The sequence below is a fragment of the Ottowia oryzae genome (assembly GCF_003008535.1).
Taxonomy (GTDB): domain Bacteria; phylum Pseudomonadota; class Gammaproteobacteria; order Burkholderiales; family Burkholderiaceae_C; genus Ottowia; species Ottowia oryzae.
The window spans coordinates 3,849,245-3,867,063 of record NZ_CP027666.1; the positions used below are offsets into that span (position 1 = coordinate 3,849,245).

Genomic DNA, 17,819 nt, shown 5'->3' on the forward strand with positions numbered 1-17,819 from the left:
GACCGGCTCAAGCGCCGGGCCTGCGCGGGCGGTAGCGCGCCACCCGCGCGGCGCCCGACTGCACTTGGCGGCGCACGCCCTGGCGCGCCTTGTACCACTGCGGCGTGGCGCCTCGCTTCAGGCGCCAGTTCTTGTCGGGGCGGCGGTACTCGGGTGGGGGCGGCGACCAGGCTGCGGAGCCGCTGGCGGCGTGGTCGGCTGCGGAGGTGCTGCCGTCCAGGCCGGTGGTGACGTCGTTCCAGTCTTTTTCGAAGTCGGCCTTGGTGGTGTAGATGCCTTTTTCGACCTCGCGGCCGGCCTCTTCCACCGTTTCCTTCATTTTCTTGAGCTCGTCCAGGTCCATCGCCCGGTTGACCTCTGCCTTGACGTCAGACACGTAGCGCTGCGCCTTGCCCAGCAAGGTGCCCACCGTGCGGGCCACGCGCGGCAGCTTTTCAGGGCCGATCACGATCAGCGCCACCGCGCCGATCAAGGCCATCTTGGAAATGCCAAGGTCAATCATGGTGCAGACGCATTGGCCGTGTCGGGCAAAGGCATGTCACGAAAAAACTGCAGCGGCCGCGCAGGCGCCACGCTCAGCTCTTTTCCTTGGCCTGAACGTCGATGGTTTCCTTGGATGCCGTGGCGCTGTTGGCGACCTGGCCAGCCACGGGCTTGTCGGCCTCGGCCGCGCCGTCTTTCATGCCGTCCTTGAAACCCTTGACGGCGCCGCCCAGGTCAGAACCCATGTTCTTGAGCTTTTTGGTGCCAAAAATCATCACCACGATGAGCAGGACGATCAGCCAATGCCAAATGGAAAACGAACCCATGATGTTTCTCCTGGCGCCACAGCGGGCGCATTACGTACGATTTTAGACGGCAGGGGCGTCGCCAGCGTGTCGGCGCCGCTGCGCCCCGCCTTCGCTCAGCCTTTCAGCCACGGCCGCGGGCCGCCCATCACATGCACGTGCAGGTGATGCACCTCCTGCCCGCCTTCGCTGCCCGTGTTCACGACGATGCGAAAGCCTCCGTCGGGATAAGGGTTGCAGCCCTGCTCGGCCGCCAGCTTAGGCGCCAGGGTCATGATGCGCCCCAGCAGGCGCTCGTGCTCCGGGCCGACCTGGGCCATCGAAGGGATATGCGCCTTAGGCACCATCAGGAAGTGCACGGGCGCCCAGGGGCTGATGTCGTGAAAGGCGACGATGTCCTCGTCTTCGTAGACCTTCTTGGACGGAATCTGGCCCGCCACGATCTTGCAGAAAATGCAGTTCGGGTCGTGCGGGTGGGCGTGATCGGAAGCGGTTGCGGTGGCGTTCATGAGGCAGAGGCGGGTTTGACTTGCGCGTGAGTATGGCGAACTTTTTCGACACTCGAACGCACACCCAGATCCTGAAAGTGTTCGGCCAGCCACGACACGCCCGCGGCGCGGCCCAAATCGAACAGGCGGCGCAGAAAAGCCGCGTCGGCGCGCGCCTTGCTGGTGGCGCCAAACTCGGCCAGCGCCGCGCCGCCGTCCACCCGGTGCAGCAGCACGTTTTTGTAGCGGGCGTCGTCCAGCTTGCCTTCGGCCAGCAGGCGTGCAACGAAATCGATCGCGCGCATCTCGGCCAGCAGCGGGGCATTGAAGGTGATCTCGTTCACGCGCTCGGCAATCTCGGTGGCGCTGGCGCCTGGCTTGAAGCCGGATTCGATCGGGTTGATCTGCACCAGGATCATGTCGGCGCAGTCGGTCTCGTAGATCAGCGGGTAGATGGCCGGGTTGCCGGAATAGCCGCCGTCCCAATAGTGCTCGCCATCGATCTCCACCGCCTGGAACAGCGTGGGCAGGCAGGCCGAGGCCATCACCGCAGAACAAGAAAGCTGCTTGCCGCTGAACACCTCGCCGCGCCCGGTGCGGATGTTGGTGGCGGTGACGAACACCTTCATCTGGCGCTGGTGCGCCAGCAGCTCAAAGTCCACCTCGCGCTGCAGCAAAGTGCGCAGGGGGTTCAGGCCCAGCGGGTTGGTCTGGTAGGGCGAAAACCATTGGCCAAACCACGCGCCAAAGGCCTGCGCGGCTGGCAGGGGCACGCCGGCCATGAAGGTGCCCATCAGCCCCACGCCGTCCCAGAAGCGCGCCAGCGCGCTGCGTGCGGCTGCGCGCTGGTCAGGCCCGCGAAGGCCGTCGGCGTGCGCGCGCGCCAGCGCGTGGGCCAGCACCACGGCGTTCATGGCGCCGGCGCTGGTGCCGCTGGCGCCTTCGAATTCAACGCGCCCGTCTTCCAGCAGCGCGTCCAACACGCCCCAGGTGAAGGCGCCGTGCGACCCGCCACCTTGCAAGGCCAGGTTGGCCGATTTGGAGGTGGCGCTGCGCGGCGCCGCGGACTCAGCCATGAACCGGCTGGTTGGCGTTCATGCGCACCATGCCCTTGACGATGCGGTAAAGGAACCAGATCGAGATCAGCGCCCAGGCGATGGCGCCCGGCAGGTACAGCAGCAGGAACAAGGGGAAGGTCACCACGTACAGCACGCCCGCCCAGATCACCGAGCTGATGCGCCATTTGAAGTGGCTTTCCTGCCAGGTGCCGACGGCGTCGTCTTTTTTCACCAGGTCCATCACCAGCGCGATGATGAGCAGCGCAATGCTGACCTGCGCGCCCGGAATCACCGCGGCCACCGCCACGATCAGGTGCAGGATGTAGCTCACCCAGCCCCAGGTCTTGAGCGAATCGCTGCGTGCCTGGGCCTCGTCGGCGCTGCGGGCTTCCACGTCGATGATGTCGTTGCGGCTCATGCGGTCACTCCTTTGCAAACCGGGTGGGGGCGGGTTCAACCGCCGCTGGCTTCGCGCTCGCGCACCTTGCGCAGCGCTTTTTCTTCAATGCCTGAGAGTCCTTCGCGCCGGCCCAGTTCCGCCACCACGTCGTCGGCCGACAAGCCATAGTGCGCCAGCGCCACCATGCAGTGAAACCACAGGTCGGCCATCTCGGCGACGATCTTCTCGCGCGGCGCGCCGTGATCGGCGTCCTTGGCGGCCATGACGACTTCGGTCGCCTCTTCGCCAATCTTCTTCAAGAAAGCGTCCGGCCCCTTGTGCAGCAGGCGGGCGACGTAGCTTTTGTCTGGGTCGCCGCCGGCGGCGGGTTGGCGGCTTTCGATGACGGCGGTCAAGCGCGCCAGGGTGTCTTGCTCGGGCATGGCCTTCATTTGTAGATGGTGGTGGGGTCTTTCAAGACCGGCTCCACGGCTTGCCACTGGCCATCTTTCAGCACGCTGAAAAAGCAGCTGTGGCGGCCGGTGTGGCAGGCGATGCCGGGATCGTGCCCCAGCTGGGTGACTTTGAGCAGCACGACGTCGTTGTCGCAGTCGATGCGGATCTCATGCACCTGCTGCACGTGGCCCGATTCTTCGCCCTTGGGCCACAGCTTGCCGCGCGAGCGGCTGTAGTACACCGCGCGGCCCAGCTCGGCCGTCTGGGCCAGCGCCTCGCGGTTCATCCAGGCGAACATCAGCACGTCGCCCGTGCCCTGCTCTTGCGCGATCACGGGCACCAGGCCCTGCGCGTCCCATTTCACTTGATCCAGCCAGTTCATGGCCGGATTGTCGGTGATTTGGTCGCGCGGCGGCGGGGCATCGCCCGACGGGCCAGGGTTCAGGCAGCGCGGCTTACTACTGATTTCATAGCTACCAGCGCTTGTCGCTCGGGCGCCAGAGGCCGATCTGGCTTGAATAAGCCCGAGCGCGCCTTACAGCACGCCCTGCGCCAGCATCGCGTCGGCCAGCTTGACGAAGCCCGCCACGTTGGCGCCTTCCACGTAGTTGACCGAGCCATCCTTGCGCTCGCCGTGGCGCACGCAGTTGTGATGGATGTCCTTCATGATGGAATGCAGGCGTTCGTCCACTTCGGCGTGCGTCCAAGACAGGCGCATGGCGTTCTGGCTCATCTCCAGGCCCGACGTGGCCACGCCGCCCGCGTTGCTGGCCTTGCCCGGCGCGTACAGCACGCCCGCGTGGATGAAGGCGTCCGCCGCCTCCAGCGTGCTGGGCATGTTGGCGCCCTCGGCCACGCAGCGCACGCCGTTGGCGATCAGCGCCTTGGCGTCGGCTTCGTCCAGCTCATTCTGCGTGGCGCACGGGAGCGCGATGTCCGCCGGCACGTGCCAGGGGCGTTTGCCGCTTTCAAAAGCCATGCCGTGGCGCGCCGCAAAATCGGCCAGGCGGCCGCGCTGCACGTTCTTCCAGTCCATCAGCTCGGCCAGCTGGCCATCGGTCAGCCCCGCTTCGCACACCAGCGTGCCACCCGAATCGGACAGCGTGACCACCTTGGCGCCCAGCTCCAGCGCCTTCACGGCCGCGTACTGCGCGACGTTGCCCGAGCCAGAGATCGACACGCGCTTGCCCTCGAACCCATCCTTGGCGCGGTGCAGCATCTCTTGCGCGAAGTACACCGTGCCGTAGCCGGTGGCTTCGGGCCGCATCAGGCTGCCGCCGTAGGCCAGGCCCTTGCCGGTGAACACGCTGCCCGCGTTGTTGCTGAGCTTTTTCATCATGCCGGCCATGAAGCCCACCTCGCGCGCGCCCACGCCGATGTCGCCCGCCGGCACGTCGGTGTCGGCGCCCAGGTGGCGGTAAAGCTCGTTGATCAATGCCTGGCAAAAGCGCATCACCTCACCGTCGCTCTTGCCCTTGGGGTCAAAGTCGCTGCCGCCCTTGCCGCCGCCCATGGGCAGCGTGGTCAGCGCGTTCTTGAAGCTTTGCTCGAATGCCAGGAACTTCAGGATCGACAGGTTCACGCTGGGGTGAAAGCGCATGCCGCCCTTGTATGGGCCGATGGCCATGCTGTGCTGCACGCGGAAGGCGCGGTTGACCTGCGTCTGGCCCTTGTCGTCCACCCACGCCACGCGAAACTGGATCACGCGATCCGGCTCGACCAGACGCTCCAGCAAGCCAAAGTCGCGGTAGCGCGGGTTCTGCGCCAGAAACGGCCACAGGCTGGCCATCACTTCCTGCACGGCCTGCAGGAATTCGGGCTGGCCAGGGTCGCGCAGGGCAACCTGCTGCATGAAGTCTTCGAGACGTTGGGCGGACAAGATCAGGCTCCTGAGGTGTGCCGGCCCGGCGGGCCGAAAAACCCCTAATGATGCACGCAGTTGGTGCCCCGCCAGGCTGGCGCACGTCGCCGCTTTCTGGGTGGGGGTATGCCCGGCGCCGCGCTGGGCGCTGGAATTTGGCCGCTGCAAGGGTGGTGATCGGGCAGAGGCATGGCGATTATTCAGAGAAAAAAGCCTTCCAGCGCCCGTACCCATTGCGCCGGCAGCTACCCTATTAATAGCATCTGGATTGTCACCCAGGCGTTGGGCGTGCGCGACCAACGTGACGTTGCCCAGTCAAACGCCAGTGCACCAGAGTTGAGCGCCAAGCGCACCTGTTTGGTTCGCGCCGATCGTCAGCGAACCTCGGGTGGGACTTCAGCAACGCCGCCAGTCAGCACCGCTGCCGCTGGCCACGAACCGACGCCGCGATCGCGGTCTAACGGAGGAAACCACGCTGCGCGAGCGCCACAGTTGCCCGCAACGACCGAAAGCCCGCGCATTGGCGCACTGGTCGAATCGCTGCCCGCCTCTAGCGGGCCGGTCTGCCGCCGCCCGCGCGGCAGCCCCTCAAAGGCGCACAGGAATGCCGCGCTCGGCCATGCGCTGCTTGGCCTGGCCCACGGTGAATTCACCGTAATGAAAGATGCTGGCGGCCAGTACCGCGTCGGCCAGGCCCTGCTGCACGCCGTCGGCCAGGTGGTCCAGGTTGCCCACGCCGCCGGACGCGATCACGGGCACGGGCACCGCTTCGGCCACGGCGCGGGTCAGCGCCAGGTCAAAGCCGCTCTTGGTGCCGTCCTTGTCCATGCTGGTCAGCAGGATTTCGCCCGCGCCGTGCTCGGCCATCTGCGTGGCCCAGGCCACGGCGTCCAGCCCGGTGTTCTTGCGACCGCCGTGGCTGTACACGTCCCAGCCTTCGCCACGCCGCGCCACTTCGTCGCCCACGCGGCGCTTGGCGTCGATAGCCACCACGATGCATTGCGCGCCGTACTTGGCCGAGGCATCTCGGATGACCTGCGGGTCGGCAATGGCGGCCGAGTTGAAGCTGGTCTTGTCCGCCCCCGCGTTCAGCAGGCGCCGCACGTCGTCCACCGTGCGCACGCCGCCGCCCACCGTGAGGGGGATGAACACCTGCGAAGCCACGGCCTCGATGATGTGCAGGATCAAGTCGCGCCCGTCGCTGGTGGCGGTGATGTCCAAAAACGTCAGCTCATCGGCGCCCTGCTCGTTGTAGCGCGCGGCGATTTCCACCGGGTCGCCCGCATCGCGCAGTTCGACAAAGTTGACGCCCTTCACGACGCGGCCACCGGTCACGTCCAGGCAGGGGATGATGCGTTTGGCAAGCATGAGCGGGTTGGTTCGTCTGGCTGGATTGGGGCCGATCAGGCCGCCAGCTCGTCTGCGCGGGCCTGGGCGGCGGCGAAATCCAGGTCGCCCGAATAGATGGCGCGCCCGGCGATGACGCCTTCGACGCCCTCGCTTTCCACCGCGCACAGCGCGTCGATGTCGGCCATGCTGGACAGGCCGCCCGAGGCGATGACCGGGATCGACAGCGCCTGCGCCAGCTTGACGGTGGCGTCGATGTTCACGCCGCTCAGCATGCCGTCGCGGCCGATGTCGGTGTAGATGATGCTTTCCACACCCCAGTCTTCGAATTTCTTGGCCAGATCGGCCACTTCATGGCCGGTCAGCTTGCTCCAGCCGTCGGTGGCCACCTTGCCGTCCTTGGCGTCCAGCCCCACGATGATGTGGCCGCCGAACGCGGTGCAGGCGTCTTTCAGAAAGCCGGGGTTTTTGACCGCCGCCGTGCCGATGATCACGTAGCGCATGCCCGCGTCGATGTATTTCTCGATCGTGTCCAGGTCGCGGATGCCGCCGCCCAGCTGCACCGGAATGTCTTCGCCCACTTCCTTCAGGATGGCCTTGATGGCGGCAAGGTTCTGCGGCTTGCCGGCGAAGGCACCGTTCAGATCGACCAGGTGCAGGCGGCGCGCGCCCGCGGCCAGCCAGCGCGCGGCCATGGCGGCCGGGTCTTCGCTGAATACGGTGGCCTGGTCCATGTCGCCCTGCTTCAGGCGCACGCACTGGCCGTCTTTGAGGTCGATGGCGGGGATGAGCAGCATGATCTGAGATGAGTAAAGAAAAACGCTGTTGGCGCAGGCTGGCTGGGCGCCAGAAGCTATCAAACAAATAGCGGACTAAGGGGCGGAACGGGCCGCGCGCTCAGGGGTTCCAGTGCAGGAAGTTGCGGTACAGCGCCAGGCCCTGGTCCGCGCTTTTTTCGGGATGGAACTGGGTCGCAAAAATATTATCGCGTGCCACTGCCGAGGTAAAGCGTTGGCCGTAATCGGTTTCCCCGACGCTGTGCGCCGCATCCTGCGGGCGCGCGTAGAAGCTGTGCACGAAGTAGAACCACTGCCCGTCGGGCACGTTGCCCCACACGGGGTGCGGGCGCGTCTGGTGGACGCGGTTCCAGCCCATTTGCGGCACCTTGTAGCGGCTGCCATCGGGCGCGTGCTGGCCGGCCAGGTCGAACTTGAGCACGTTGCCCGCGATCAGGCCCAGGCCGGGCGTGCCGGCGGCGCTGCGGCCTTCGGCGCTGTGGTCCAGCAGCATCTGCATGCCTACGCACACGCCAAACAGCGGCTTGGTGGCGGCGGCTTCCAGCACGGATTCCAGCAGGCCGGATTCGCGCAGCTCGCGCATGCAGTCGGCCATGGCGCCCTGGCCCGGCAGCACCACGCGGTGGGCGCTGCGCACCACCTGCGGGTCGGCGGTGATGACGGCGTTGACGTGCGTGTCGGTGGTGGCGTGGATCACCGCCTGCGCCACCGAGCGCAGGTTGCCCATGCCGTAGTCGACCACGGCCACGGTCTGCTTAACTACTGAATTCATAGCTGCTGGCGCTGTAGGGACGGGCGCTGGCGCCCGATTTGGCTTGAAAACGCAGGGTGCTGGCCTACAGCGTGCCCTTGGTGGACGGGATCTGCCCTGCGGCGCGCGCATCGCGCTCCAGGGCCATGCGCAGCGCACGGCCAAAGGCCTTGAAGATCGTTTCAACCTGGTGGTGGGCGTTGATGCCCTTCAGGTTGTCGATGTGCAGCGACACCAGCGCGTGGTTGGCAAAGCCCTGGAAGAATTCGTAGACCAGCTGCGTGTCGAACGCGCCCACCATGCCGCTGGTGAAATGCGCGTCCAGCACCAGGCCGGGGCGGCCCGAGAAGTCGATCACCACGCGCGACAGCGCCTCGTCCAGCGGCACGTAGCTGTGGCCGTAGCGGGTGATGCCGCGCTTGTCGCCCACGGCCTTGCGCACTGCCTGGCCCAGCGTGATGCCCACGTCTTCCACCGTGTGGTGGCCGTCGATGTGCAGGTCGCCCTTGGCGCGCACCTTCAGGTCGATCAGGCCGTGCCGGGCGATCTGCTCGAGCATGTGGTCGAAAAAGCCGATGCCGGTGCTCAACTCAGACTGGCCGTGGCCGTCCAGGTTGACGCTGACGGTGATCTGCGTTTCGGCCGTGTCGCGCGAGACTTCGGCGGTGCGCGGCTCGTGCGCGGAGGCGATGGAGATGGGGGCGTTCATAGGGAGGCCTGCAGGGCGGCGATCTGCTGCGCGTTTTCGGCGGCCGTGCCGACTGTCAGGCGCAGGCAATTGGCCAGCATGGGGTGCATTTTAGAAACGTTCTTGATCAGCACGCCGCGCGCCTTCATGCCATCCCACACGCGGGCGGCGGCCTGGTCGTCGGCGCGGCCGCCCTGGGCGGTGATGCGCACCAGGATCATGTTGCCCTCGCTGGGGTAGGCGTGCACGCCGGGCAGTTGGGCCAGCGCTTCAAAAAGTGAAGCACGCTGTGCCCGTATATCCTGCGCCTGCGCGGCAAAGACCGCTTCATTTTCCAGCGCAAACAGGGCGCATTCGGCGTTCAGCACGCTGACGTTGTAGGGCGGGCGCACCTTGTCGATTTGCGCCACCAGGGCGGCGTCGCCCAGCAGATAGCCCAGGCGCACGCCAGCCAGGCCGAACTTGCTCAGCGTGCGCATGATCAGCACGTGCGCGTGGCGCGCCGGCTCGGCGCGCGCGCGGTCGATCCAGCTGGCAGCGGCGAAGGGCTGGTAGGCCTCGTCCATCACCACCAGCCCGCCTTGCGCGCCCTGCGCGTCGATCAGCCGCGCGATGGCGTCGGCGTTCCACAGCGTGCCGGTGGGGTTGTTGGGGTAGGCCAGGTACAGAATGGCCGGGCGGTGCTGCGCGATGGCGGCCAGCATGGCGGGCTCGTCCAGCTCGAAATCGGGCGTGAGCGGCACGCCATGAAAGCCCAGGCCCTGCAGCTGCGCGCTGAAGGCGTACATCACGAAGCCGGGCACGGGCGCCATGACGGTGGCGCCGGGCACGTCGCACGCCATGGCCAGCAGGCTGATCAGCTCGTCCGAGCCGTTGCCCAGCATCAGCGACCAGCCCTCTGGCGGTTGCGCATAGTCGTGCAGGGCGCGCTTGAGCTGGTCGACATTGGGGCCGGGGTAGCGGTTGACGGCCACTTCGCCCAGGCGCTGGCCCAGCACGGCGCGCAGCGCGGGCGGCAGGGTATGGGGGTTTTCCATGGCGTCCAGCTTGACCAGGCCCGCCGCGTCCTGAACGGCGTAGGCGTGCATGGCCTGCACATCCGGGCGGATGCGGGCCAGCGGGCTGGGGCGCAGGGAATCGGCAGCGGTCATGACGGGGCGCGAAAGGCGGGTGAAAGCGGCGAAGGGCCGTATGGTAGGCCACGCGCCCAGTTCACGCGCCCTATTCACACGGCGGCGCGGGCCATGGGCGGCGCCTGGGCTGACAACCGGGCGCGGGCGCCAGCGGGGCACGCAGCACGCCGCGCGCGCCGATCAATGCGCCCGCGCCTGCGCCCGCACGTCGGAAGGGGTCTGCCCGTAGCGACGGCGAAAACACCGGTTGAAGTACGACAGGTCGCCAAAACCCGCGTCCAGCGCGATGCCGCTGATGCCGCACGGGGCCAGGCGCGGGTCGCACAGCAGCCGATGCGCCAGCGTCAGGCGGTATTCGAGCACCAGCGCGGTGAAGCTGCTGCCCTCGCCCTCCAGCAGCATTTGCAGGTAGCGCGTGCTCATGCGCTGGCGACGCGCAACGTCGCCCACGGTAAGGGCCGCATCGGCGCAATGCGCCTGGATGTCTTGTTTGACGCCCAGCAGCCGCGCGGCGCGCCCGCCCCGGCGCTGCGCCAGTTGCGCCACCTCGCGCGCGCCGCCGGCTACGAGAGCGGCCAGGTCGTGCATGTGCAGCGTGGTGGCACTGCGCAGCTCCGGGCTGGCCAGCGGGCCCTGGTCGCGCACCCAGGCGGCGTAGTTCATCAGCAGCTGCGTGGCGGGGTTGGCGCGCACCGGGCGCAGCAACGCGGCATCCACATCCACGCCCATGGCCTGCAGCCGACGCCGGTTGAGCGTGACCATACACAAGCGCGCGGGCGTGTGCGCCAGAAACGCGCGGGCGCGCGCGGTGCTGTCCAGCAGCACATCGCCAGCCGCCAGGGTCAGCGATGTGCCCCGCCCCGCCATTTCGCAATCGCCCTGCGCCGCGCCCATCAGGATCAGCGTGTCGTCCAGCCCGCGCGCGGCCGGGTGCACGCAGCGCGTGGGCGTGGTGTGGCCGATGCTGATGACCATGTCGTCCACGCTGGTCAAGCTGCCCGCCACCGCCATGGGCTGGCCATACAGCGGCTCGACCACGATGCCGCCCATGAATTCGCTGAACCGCTGCTGAAAGCGCGACAGCGTCCGGGGGTCTCGAATGAGGGGCGTTTTCAGCCACCGCGTCAACGCCGCCCCTGCGGGCGTCGCGCCGAGGTCAGCGCCTGCCTGTGTGCTTGCCATACATCCTCGCACCGTGCGTTGATCGGCCGCATCTTGGCATAAGTTTGGATTTCTTTCGGACTTATTTTCAGGCGCGCCATCTACCGCGCCTGCAGCAGGCGCCCTAGGCCATATGGCAGTTCGCACCAGTCCGCACCGGCTTCGCGCCAGTCCAAGACCGGCGGGCGGCGAATGCCTAACCTCTGGCCCGAAATGACCTGCCCTGCCCCCGCCATCGCCCGCCCCTGCACCGCTTGCCGCGCAGTGGGGCACCACTCACATCGCTGTGCGCGGGCGGTTGGGCGGGCCCAGCCGCCGCGCAGGCGGGCCACCCCCGCCGATACCGCCGGAGGGCCACGCCAGCCACTGGCCCGCGTGCGGCGCTGGCCCGGGGCCGATGCCTGATCCACCTGGTCCGCGCCGCACCATGCCCCCCACCCATGCAGACACAGCCGACCTGGGCGCACCCATCGCCCCCAGCGGCCCCACCACGGCCCGGCGCAACTGGCCGTGGCGCCGTTGGTATCTGCGGGTGCTGACCTGGGCTTTCCTGCTGCTGACCGGCGCACGCCTGGCCGCCTACATGCCCACGGTGTGGGCCATTTTGCAGACGCGCGACTCGCGCCAACACTCGCTGTGGACCTGGCTGACCTGGGTGGGCGCCAACCTGACCATGGCCGCGTGGCTGTACGAGCACAACGGCCAACGCATGGACAAAGCCATCGGCGTGAGCCTGGCCAACGCCGCCGCCTGCGGCCTGACGACGGCGGTGATTCTGTGGTTCCGGTAGCGAAGCGCGCCGCTGACGTGGCGGGCTGTGGCCCAGTTCGCGTGGAAGGGCGCATCGCTAGCGCCTGCGGCTTCGTCCATGCAGCCATATCCGACCGCCCCGCGAGGAAAGCAGCCTTGTCAAAAATCATAGCTGCCAGCGCTGGTTGCGCCTGCGCTGGCAGCCCTTTAGCCGCCTCATTCGCCATGTCACGCCGCCATGGCGCACGCCTGCCCTACCGCCGGTTTGGGCGGCATCAGATCACGTTGCGCTCCAGCAGCGGCTGGCCTTGCAGCACACGCGCCCAGCCCAGCGGCGACAGATCCAGCGTCTGGTAGCCGCCGGTGGCAATCAACTCAGCCACGCCCCGCCCGACAGCCGGCGCCTGCTGCAGCCCGTGGCCAGAAAAGCCGTTGGCAAACACCAGGTTGGCGCAGGTGGGGTGCAGGCCGACGATGGCGTTGTGGTCGAACGTGTTCATCTCGTAGTAACCCGCCCAGGCGCGCTGCAGGCGCAGCGCCTCGAAGGCGGGGATGCGCGCGGCCAGCGTGGGCCAGACGATGGCTTCAAACGCGGCCAAGTCGGGCTGGTCCAGCGGCAGATCGTCCGCATCTTCGCCCTCTGGCGGCGCAAGGCCGATAAGAAAGCCACTGCCTTCGGGCCGCAGCCAGATGCCCGACGGGTCGATCAGCAGTGGGCAGGTGGGCAGCGGCTTCGGGCAACTGACGTGAAACACCGTGCGCCGCCGCGCCGCCACGGGCAGATCAATACCGGCCCATGCGGCCACGTGGCGCGCCCACGGACCAGCGGCGTTGACCACGATGTCCGCATCCAGATGCTCTTGATTCGATAGCTGCACGCGCTGAATGGTCGTGCGCTGGCCGTTGTTTTTGCTATCAAACCCCAACGCCTCGGCCTGCACGTAGCGCGCGCCCTGCGCCCGCGCCTGAGCGCGAAAGGCCTGCAGCAGGCTGTAGCCGTCGAACCAGCCTTCGCCCGACAACCCCAGCGAACCCTGCGCCAGGCCATCGGTACTCAACCACCCGAAGCGCTGCCGGAGCTGCTCGGGCGTGAGCAGCGCCACGTCCACCCCATGGGCGCGCTGCAGCGCGTGGTTGTCGCGCAGCGCCGCTTCGCCGGCCGGGGTGGCCAGGTACAGGTAGCCGCCCTCGTGCAAGCCGATGCCGGGCATCGCGCGCAGCACCTCGATGCCGTAGGCCGAGATGGCGATGTTGACGGCGGTGGAAAACTGCTGCCGGATGGATGAGGCCGACAGCGCCGACGACGCGCGCGCGTAGCTGGGGTCGCGCTCAAGCACCGTCACGCGGCAGGCAAACGCCGCCTGCCGCGCAGGCAAGGTCAGGCCAGCCGCCACCGCGCTGCCCACCGCGCCGCCGCCGATGATGACGATGTGAGGGGTGGCGTTCATGCTGGGGCGTTGGGGGCGATGAGCGCGATGGTAGCGATGGTGCGGCGTAAACCGGATGCACCCGGCTCGCCGACCACCGCAGGGCGCGCTCTATCCGCGCAACCCGCTCAAGGATGGACTGGCCCGTGCTTAGTCGACGAGCCGCATCTCTGCCGCACCCGCGTGCGCCTGCAGCCCCTCACCGTGGGCCAGCACGCTCGCGATGCGGCCCAGTTGCTGGGCGCCTTGTTGGCTGACTTCGATCAGACTGCTGCGTTTTTGAAAGTCGTAGACCGACAACGGGCCTGAGAATCGCGCCGTGCCGCTGGTGGGCAGCACGTGGTTGGGGCCGGCGCAGTAGTCGCCCAGCGCTTCGCTGGTGTAGGCGCCCAGGAAGATGGCGCCCGCGTGCTTGAGCAGCGGCTCCCAGCGGTGCGGGTCGGTGCTGCTGACTTCCAGGTGTTCGGGTGCGATGCGGTTGCTGATGGCGCAAGCCTCTTCCATGCTGCGGGTATGGATCAGCGCGCCGCGGCCGTTCAGGCTTTTGGCGATGATCTCGGCGCGCGGCATGCCAGGCAGCAAGCGGTCGATTTCGCGCTGCACGGCGTCGATGTAAGCCGCGTCGGGGCACAGCAGAATGCTTTGCGCCAGCTCGTCGTGCTCGGCCTGGCTGAACAGATCCATCGCCACCCAGTCGGGGCGCGTGCTGCCGTCGGCCAGCACCAGAATCTCAGAAGGCCCGGCGATCATGTCGATGCCCACGGTGCCGAATACATGCTTCTTGGCGCTGGCCACGTAGGCGTTGCCGGGGCCGGTGATCTTGTCGACCTTGGGCACGGTGGCCGTGCCATAGGCCAGCGCGCCAATGGCCTGCGCGCCGCCCAGGGTGAAGGCGCGGGTCACGCCCGCGACGTGCGCGGCGGCCAGCACCAGCTCGTTGCGCTCGCCACGAGTGGCAGCCCCCGCGCCGCCGTCGCCGCCCGTGGCAACACTGCCACGCACCGGGGTTGGCACCACCATGATGATTTCGGCCACGCCCGCCACTTGAGCGGGAATGGCGTTCATCAGCAAGCTGGATGGGTACGCGGCCTTGCCGCCCGGCACGTAGATGCCCACGCGATCCAGCGGCGTAACCTTTTGGCCCAGCAGCGTGCCGTCGGCATCGCGGTAGGTGGCGGTTTCGCCGCCCTGCGTTTTCTGCCAAACGTGGTAGCGGCGGATGCGCGCGGCGGCCTGTTCCAGTGCGTCGCGCTGCTCGGCAGGCAGGCCGTCGAAGGCCGCTTTCAGCTCATCGGCGCTCAACTCCAACGCGGCCATGCTGTCTGCCTGCAGCCCATCAAAGCGGGCGGTGTACTCCAGCACCGCGGCGTCGCCGCGCTGGCGCACGTCCGCCAGGATGGCCTTCACGCGCTGCTCGATCGCGTCGTCCTGCTCCGCGCTCCAGTGCAGGCGCGCGGCGAACTGAGCTTCGAAATCCGCATCGGCGGTGGACAAGCGTAGGGGTGCGGCAGACAGGGTCATGGGGCAGGCAGCGGAACTGCGGACTGGGGGTCGAAACAGGGGCGCCGCTGACGGGAACGGCTTGCGCCATTGTCTCACCGGCTCGAGAAGCGCATAGGTGGTTCATCGGCGCCCGAGCGGCGCGCTCGGGCCTTCGATGCAGTAAAACTAAAACCCGCCAAACCGCCAAACCGCCATGATGGATCAATTGAAGAGCTGGCTGTCTCGAAAACCGGCCTCTGCCGATTTGCTCACACCGCAAGATCGGCAAGCAAGCTTCGCCCTAGCGCTGCGCAACTATCCCGCGCACGTGCCACCCCATCGCGGCTTGGGTGCCAGCCTCAGCATCGAGCAAGCCCAGCAGAACCTCGACTGGTTCAACCGGACTTTGCATGAGCGACTTGCCGCCTTGCGCTTGCTGTGCGCGCAGACGGGATGCGAGCTGGACGACAACGCCATGGATTCACTGGAAGACGCGCTCGACCTGACCGCGCGCCTGATCGATTGGACTCGTGCCAGCTGGCCCACCCACCCGTATCTGCCGCAACACAACGACGATGCGTATTGGGCGCAAAGCGAGCGCGAGGGCCCTGACGCGATCTTTAGCGTGGTATTGGATCTGGCCACGTTGCTCGGTCAAACGATCATGCAAGGGCGATCTGAGTGGCGCTGGGGTCTGGACCTGGCGCCGTCCAGCCTAGGGAGCCAGCCGATGTTGTCGGCACGGCGCGTGGTACTGATGTCGCCGTTGCTCGGTACTCAGCGGCGCGCGCTGGTCAAGGACCTCGAAGCGCTGGTGCTGGCGCGCTACCGGACGCCGAACGACCCGCGCTTTCGGTGCCCGTTGCAGTTCGACAGCTGGGTCGAGTACGTGCGCGACGGCTACACAGGCCGCGAAATCGATTTTTTCAAAGAAGGCTAAGCACACCCGAAAGGCCGCGCAAGCGCCAACCCCAAGGTGGTGTCAGCCAGACCAACCGCAACAATCCCACCCACCGTGGCACTTTCCACCCACACTGGCGCAAACCGGCGCGCGTCTTTGCCCGAGGACTGGACGCTTCGGCGCACCGGCGAGAATGGAATGGCCTATTTCGAATCGGCCGACGGCCATGCGGTTCTGTACATCGCGGCATGGCACGCGCCCAGCGCGCAGCAAGACCCCTCAGGCGATGCTGAACGATCGAACGCTACGCCGCAGCGGCGGGCGTAGCCTGGGTGAAGGCATCAATGATGCGGCGGATGGGCGCTGTCTTGAGCTTCAGCGCAGCCTGGTTCACCACCAGTTGCGAGCTGATGTCCATGATGTGCTCCACCTCGACCAGGTCATTGGCCTTCAGCGTCTTGCCGGTGCTGACCAAGTCGACGATGGCGTCGGCCATGCCGGTCAGCGGGGCCAGTTCCATGCTGCCGTACAGCTTGATCAGGTCGACGTGCACGCCTTTTTCGGCAAAGAACTGCCGCGCGATGTGCGTGTACTTGGTGGCCACGGTGATGCGGCTGCCCTGGCGGATGGCGCGCGCATAGTCGAAACCCGTGGGCGCCGCCACGGCCATGTGGCACTTGGCGATCTGCAGGTCCAGCGGCTGGTACAGGCCTGCGCCGCCGTGCTCCAGCAGCACGTCCTTGCCGGTCACGCCGATGTCTGCGCCGCCGTACTCCACGTAGGTGGGCACGTCGGTCGCACGCACCAGCACCACGCGCACGTGGGGCTGGTTGGTCGGCAGGATCAGCTTGCGCGACTTTTCGGGGTCTTCCAGCACTTCGATGCCTGCGGCGGCCAGCAGCGGCAGGGTTTCGTCGAAGATGCGGCCTTTGGAGAGCGCCAGTGTGATCACGACAGCGTCTCCGGTGCAATCGGGGTGCTCATGAAACCCTTTCGATGTCCGCGCCCATGCCGCGCAGCTTTTCTTCCATCTGGTCGTAGCCACGGTCCAGGTGGTAGATGCGGTCGACCAGGGTTTCACCCTCGGCCACCAGGCCGGCAATGACCAGGCCGGCCGAGGCGCGCAGGTCGGTCGCCATCACGGTGGCGCCCGACAGCTGTGCGCCGCCGTCGATCATGGCGGCGCGCCCGTCCACGTGAATTTGCGCGCCCAGGCGCACCAGTTCGTTCACGTGCATGAAGCGGTTCTCAAAAATCGTCTCGGTCACCCTGCTGGCGCCGCCGGCCACGCAATTCAGCGCCATGAACTGCGCCTGCATGTCGGTAGGAAAGCCAGGGTACTCGATGGTGCGAAAGCTCTGCGCTTTCAGCGCCTTGGCGCCCGCGCTGCGGATGTGGATGGCGTGCGACCGGGGGCCGCTCTCGCAGTCGGGGCCGCCCATGGCCGTCACCTCGGCGCCCGCTTCGCGCAGCTTTTCGATCACTGAATCAAGGTGGTGCGCGCAGGCGTGCTGCAAAGTCGCTTCGCCGCCCGTGGCGGCCACGGCACACAGGAAGGTGCCTGCCTCGATGCGATCGGCCACCACTTCGTGCGTGCAGCCGTGCAGGCGCTCTACGCCCTGGATGCGGATGCGGCTGGTGCCGTGCCCTTCGATCTGCGCGCCCATCTTGATCAGCATCTCGGCCAGATCAGTGATCTCGGGCTCTTGCGCGGCGTTTTCGAGGATGGTCTCGCCCTCGGCCAGGCAGGCGGCCATGAGGAAGTTCTCGGTGCCGGTCACGGTCACCATGTCGGTCGTGATGCGCGCGCCCTTCAGCCGCGTTTGCCCGTCGGGCAGGCTGGCGACCATGTAGCCGTGCTCCACCACGATGTCGGCACCCATAGCCTGCAGGCCCTTGATGTGCTGATCCACCGGGCGCGAACCGATGGCGCAGCCGCCGGGCAGCGACACGCGCGCGCGGCCAAAGCGCGCCAGCAGCGGGCCCAGCGCCAGCACCGACGCGCGCATGGTCTTGACCAGCTCGTAGGGCGCCTCGGGTGTGATGGGGTCGGCTGCGTGAAAGCTCATGCCGCCGCGCTCGCCGTGGGTCTCAGTCTGAACGCCCATGTTGTCCAGCAGCTTGCGCATGGTGCGCACGTCGTGCAGGCGCGGCACGTTGGTCAGCATGACCAACTCGTCGGTGAGCAGCGTGGCACACATCTCGGGCAATGCGGCGTTCTTGGCGCCCGAAATCAGCACTTCACCGTTCAGGGGGCGGCCGCCGCGGATGAGGAGTTTGTCCATGGTGTGGGGACGTTTTCTAAGTCAAACAAGCCGCTGGCGCAGGTGGCACCAGCGCCAGCAGCTATTG

At 67.3% G+C, this 17,819-nt stretch carries 20 protein-coding genes; 2 read left to right on the plus strand and 18 right to left on the minus strand.

The genetic code is table 11. From position 1 onward, the window contains the following. Positions 1 to 7: 7 nt before the first annotated feature. From tatB to C6570_RS17685, 14 genes are all read right to left on the minus strand, one after another. The gene (gene tatB, locus C6570_RS17620; protein ID WP_106704378.1) at positions 8 to 502 is read right to left on the minus strand and encodes a Sec-independent protein translocase protein TatB; all 495 of its coding nucleotides are present in this window, start codon (positions 500 to 502) and stop codon (positions 8 to 10) included. Positions 503 to 575: 73 nt separating this feature from the next. Continuing rightward, positions 576 to 809 carry a Sec-independent protein translocase subunit TatA gene (tatA, locus tag C6570_RS17625; protein ID WP_106704379.1) on the minus strand — a complete coding sequence of 78 codons (234 nt, stop codon included), beginning with the start codon at positions 807 to 809 and terminating at the stop codon, positions 576 to 578. A 95-nt stretch (positions 810 to 904) separates the two neighbouring features. Next, complete coding sequence (locus C6570_RS17630) at positions 905 to 1,297, minus strand: histidine triad nucleotide-binding protein (protein WP_106704380.1); 393 nt, start codon at positions 1,295 to 1,297, stop codon at positions 905 to 907. Next, complete coding sequence (locus C6570_RS17635) at positions 1,294 to 2,352, minus strand: patatin-like phospholipase family protein (RefSeq protein WP_106704381.1); 1,059 nt, start codon at positions 2,350 to 2,352, stop codon at positions 1,294 to 1,296. The genes C6570_RS17630 and C6570_RS17635 overlap by 4 nt, the downstream gene beginning before the upstream one ends. Then, complete coding sequence (locus C6570_RS17640) at positions 2,345 to 2,752, minus strand: DUF4870 family protein (protein ID WP_106704382.1); 408 nt, start codon at positions 2,750 to 2,752, stop codon at positions 2,345 to 2,347. The genes C6570_RS17635 and C6570_RS17640 overlap by 8 nt, the downstream gene beginning before the upstream one ends. Before the next feature lie 35 nt (positions 2,753 to 2,787). Continuing rightward, complete coding sequence (locus C6570_RS17645; RefSeq protein ID WP_106704793.1) at positions 2,788 to 3,156, minus strand: phosphoribosyl-ATP diphosphatase; 369 nt, start codon at positions 3,154 to 3,156, stop codon at positions 2,788 to 2,790. 5 nt (positions 3,157 to 3,161) lie between these two features. Continuing rightward, the gene (gene hisI, locus C6570_RS17650) at positions 3,162 to 3,551 is read right to left on the minus strand and encodes a phosphoribosyl-AMP cyclohydrolase (protein ID WP_106704383.1); all 390 of its coding nucleotides are present in this window, start codon (positions 3,549 to 3,551) and stop codon (positions 3,162 to 3,164) included. 153 nt (positions 3,552 to 3,704) lie between these two features. After that, entirely contained in the window at positions 3,705 to 5,048 is a 1,344-nt protein-coding gene (gene gdhA / locus C6570_RS17655; RefSeq protein ID WP_106704384.1) for an NADP-specific glutamate dehydrogenase, read from the minus strand. 570 nt (positions 5,049 to 5,618) lie between these two features. Further along, entirely contained in the window at positions 5,619 to 6,398 is a 780-nt protein-coding gene (hisF, locus tag C6570_RS17660; protein WP_106704385.1) for an imidazole glycerol phosphate synthase subunit HisF, read from the minus strand. Positions 6,399 to 6,433: 35 nt separating this feature from the next. Continuing rightward, the gene (gene hisA / locus C6570_RS17665; RefSeq protein WP_106704386.1) at positions 6,434 to 7,174 is read right to left on the minus strand and encodes a 1-(5-phosphoribosyl)-5-[(5-phosphoribosylamino)methylideneamino]imidazole-4-carboxamide isomerase; all 741 of its coding nucleotides are present in this window, start codon (positions 7,172 to 7,174) and stop codon (positions 6,434 to 6,436) included. A gap of 100 nt (positions 7,175 to 7,274) precedes the next feature. Further along, on the minus strand, positions 7,275 to 7,946 hold the full coding sequence (gene hisH / locus C6570_RS17670) for an imidazole glycerol phosphate synthase subunit HisH (protein ID WP_106704387.1): 672 nt from the start codon (positions 7,944 to 7,946) through the stop codon (positions 7,275 to 7,277). A 64-nt stretch (positions 7,947 to 8,010) separates the two neighbouring features. Further along, positions 8,011 to 8,634, minus strand: coding sequence for an imidazoleglycerol-phosphate dehydratase HisB (gene hisB, locus C6570_RS17675; protein WP_106704388.1), 624 nt, complete (start codon positions 8,632 to 8,634; stop codon positions 8,011 to 8,013). Beyond that, positions 8,631 to 9,764: a histidinol-phosphate transaminase gene (gene hisC / locus C6570_RS17680; RefSeq protein ID WP_106704389.1), complete on the minus strand. Its 1,134-nt coding sequence runs from the start codon at positions 9,762 to 9,764 to the stop codon at positions 8,631 to 8,633. The genes hisB and hisC overlap by 4 nt, the downstream gene beginning before the upstream one ends. A gap of 162 nt (positions 9,765 to 9,926) precedes the next feature. Then, positions 9,927 to 10,796, minus strand: a complete 870-nt coding sequence (locus tag C6570_RS17685) for a helix-turn-helix transcriptional regulator (RefSeq protein WP_164675561.1) — start codon at positions 10,794 to 10,796, stop codon at positions 9,927 to 9,929. Positions 10,797 to 11,334: 538 nt separating this feature from the next. Between C6570_RS17685 and C6570_RS17690 the strand changes: the two genes are divergently transcribed. Continuing rightward, positions 11,335 to 11,697, plus strand: a complete 363-nt coding sequence (locus tag C6570_RS17690; protein WP_106704391.1) for a hypothetical protein — start codon at positions 11,335 to 11,337, stop codon at positions 11,695 to 11,697. A gap of 235 nt (positions 11,698 to 11,932) precedes the next feature. Here the strand turns inward: C6570_RS17690 and C6570_RS17695 are convergent, their stop codons facing one another. Both C6570_RS17695 and hisD read right to left on the minus strand, forming a co-directional pair. Next, a complete protein-coding gene (locus C6570_RS17695; RefSeq protein ID WP_106704392.1) occupies positions 11,933 to 13,105 on the minus strand; it encodes an NAD(P)/FAD-dependent oxidoreductase in 1,173 nt (390 codons plus the stop codon). Between the two features lie 129 nt (positions 13,106 to 13,234). Next, positions 13,235 to 14,605 carry a histidinol dehydrogenase gene (gene hisD, locus C6570_RS17700; RefSeq protein WP_106704393.1) on the minus strand — a complete coding sequence of 457 codons (1,371 nt, stop codon included), beginning with the start codon at positions 14,603 to 14,605 and terminating at the stop codon, positions 13,235 to 13,237. 175 nt (positions 14,606 to 14,780) lie between these two features. Between hisD and C6570_RS17705 the strand changes: the two genes are divergently transcribed. Then, on the plus strand, positions 14,781 to 15,506 hold the full coding sequence (locus C6570_RS17705) for a hypothetical protein (protein ID WP_123812297.1): 726 nt from the start codon (positions 14,781 to 14,783) through the stop codon (positions 15,504 to 15,506). Positions 15,507 to 15,771: 265 nt separating this feature from the next. On the opposite strand, the gene hisG is transcribed toward C6570_RS17705, so the two are convergent. Together hisG and murA are read right to left on the minus strand one after the other, a co-directional pair. Then, a complete protein-coding gene (gene hisG, locus C6570_RS17710; RefSeq protein ID WP_106704395.1) occupies positions 15,772 to 16,419 on the minus strand; it encodes an ATP phosphoribosyltransferase in 648 nt (215 codons plus the stop codon). 28 nt (positions 16,420 to 16,447) lie between these two features. Beyond that, positions 16,448 to 17,752, minus strand: a complete 1,305-nt coding sequence (gene murA / locus C6570_RS17715; RefSeq protein WP_106704396.1) for a UDP-N-acetylglucosamine 1-carboxyvinyltransferase — start codon at positions 17,750 to 17,752, stop codon at positions 16,448 to 16,450. Positions 17,753 to 17,819: the final 67 nt, after the last annotated feature.